Origin of the sequence: Yersinia thracica (assembly GCF_902170565.1) — a bacterium.
Taxonomy (GTDB): domain Bacteria; phylum Pseudomonadota; class Gammaproteobacteria; order Enterobacterales; family Enterobacteriaceae; genus Yersinia; species Yersinia thracica.
Window position 1 is genome coordinate 1 of record NZ_CABHXX010000056.1, and the last position, 1923, is coordinate 1923.

Genomic DNA, 1923 nt, shown 5'->3' on the forward strand with positions numbered 1-1923 from the left:
ACTGATGTCAGCTCCATCGGGATGCTCTCGTTTGCCGCCTTCCTGCATCTTGAAATCTATTGGGGATATGTTTGTTGCCATCTTTCAAGTTGCAGGTGTGTTGACCGACATCCTGCAACTTGAAAACAATCAAGGATCAGTGCCAGTTAGGATCTTGCTCTAATTGTTTTTTCAGCAAAGTCTGAACACTCTCACTCGGGCGGCCAAGCCATTGATAAGTGGCGAACTTGCTCGGAGTATTGATCGCTTCTGGCTTATCCTCTACCGACACTCGCATCCCCCATGCCTGCCAAACTTGTTTTTTATCCTTGCTAAAAGCCACCCACATAAAGTTATAACTACAATCATGAGGTTTACAAATTCGCCCCACTTTATACTGCTGCCCCTCCCAATTTATCACCTCATACGGCGCGGATGTCCCTACCCCTTTACGCGCCCATGCAGGCAAATTTTTCTGACTCTTCACCATTTTTTGCCAGCTATTTTTATACACCGGTTGTTGTAGAAGATCAGCGGTAGTGGGAAGGGGCTTAGCGGGTGCGACCTGAACAGGCGCTGAGTCTGATGGAGCCGAAGCAACATTCATCGCTGGCTGCGCGAAAGCCCAGAAACTGGCACTGAGTATCGCCGCAGCAACAAGACAATGGAGGGTTTTATAACCTTTCATTATCGAAATCCTTATTATCTGATTAATCTATACCCTAAATATATTGAACAGGCCTCAATGCAATAAATTGGCATGCGTGATAGTAGTTTGCATATCTATGACCCTTAACGGTAGGAAAAGTTGATCCATAGCACGAATTTTCATCCTAATTCTCGTTATACCACAATCTGTATGACAGCTTGAGGTAAGCTATAAACCAGTAAATGATGAGTTGATAATCACCCGCGAAAAAGGCCCTGCTATGTTGACCCTTGAGTTACCCGAAGCCCCTGAGAAGCTGTATTACTCTGCTGGGGATGCCCATCCGCTAGATAAGCTTGAGAGTGATAAAATCGTCCAAATGGTGATCGATCTGGATGTTGCCAACTCTGACAGTGAGCACTATGTTACCGGCTGGATGGGGCTAAATAGCGTGGTGGTGATACGGAATTATCAAAATAAGCGCGGCACCGCCAATGGCTTTGTGCTGAACAAGGGGGATAGCTATCGGCTGAGTATTCAGTCGATTGAGTTTCGTATCCCCAAGATGGTGTTGTGGATGAGTTTTCGCCGCAAGCCCCGCACTATGGAGTTAATCACTTACGAAACTTTAGGCGAGCAACCCAGTGGCATGCAGCAATATCGTAATATTCTTGAAGAGGAATTACGCCAGCAACTGGATGACGATTGGCGTGAACTGAACGATTATCTGGGCGCGGCTTGTTGGCAAATCGAAAATAATGTTCCTTTGTGGCAGCAAGCGCATCGAGAAATAACCTTGGCTGCCGTCAACCAGCTCGCGGCAGCCCCCATTTTTCGCACCAAACATTTGCAAGCTGATGGCCATTATGCCGGTTTCTGGGCCGGAGAATACTTTTTCGCCGTCAGACAACCTACGGCTGATAACCCCTTGCCAGCAATACAAATTTCCTGGTGGGAAGATGAAAAAAACATCGGCAGTTATCAGTTCGACCTGATCAAAGATGAAGCTGGCGAGCCGAAGTTGCTACTCTGTATTCGCCCACGCAAAGGGGCTGAAAGTTACCTACTTAATCGTTTTGATGCTCACCATTTGCAGCGCGCCATCGCGATGTTTACGATGACACAGCGCTATTTACTGGCGTAGGAATGCAGCCAGGCAGCCAGTGAACACATCCCGATGAGCTGACTTATATTTTAAGGTCAAGACCAGTCAGTGATTCGGGTAAGTGAGAGCAGCCAACACACCTGCAACTTGAAAGATGACAACAAACATATCCCCAATAGATTTCAAGATG

The 1923-nt window shown here is 46.9% G+C and carries 2 protein-coding genes; one reads left to right on the plus strand and one right to left on the minus strand.

Going from position 1 to position 1923, the window contains the following annotated elements; genetic code table 11:
- Positions 1 to 136 precede the first annotated feature (136 nt).
- Complete coding sequence (locus FTA91_RS06520) at positions 137 to 667, minus strand: inhibitor of vertebrate lysozyme family protein (RefSeq protein ID WP_050113310.1); 531 nt, start codon at positions 665 to 667, stop codon at positions 137 to 139.
- A 241-nt stretch (positions 668 to 908) separates the two neighbouring features.
- Here FTA91_RS06520 and FTA91_RS06525 point away from each other — a divergent pair, with 241 nt between their 5' ends.
- Positions 909 to 1772 carry a hypothetical protein gene (locus FTA91_RS06525; protein WP_186377348.1) on the plus strand — a complete coding sequence of 288 codons (864 nt, stop codon included), beginning with the start codon at positions 909 to 911 and terminating at the stop codon, positions 1770 to 1772.
- Positions 1773 to 1923 lie beyond the last annotated feature (151 nt).

What these genes read in the sequence shown, in the direction of transcription:
- FTA91_RS06525 (WP_186377348.1), top strand. Translation starts at nt 909, where the DNA reads ATGTTGACCCTTGAGTTACCCGAAGCCCCTGAGAAGCTGTATTACTCT.
- FTA91_RS06520 (WP_050113310.1), bottom strand. Translation starts at nt 667, where the DNA reads ATGAAAGGTTATAAAACCCTCCATTGTCTTGTTGCTGCGGCGATACTC.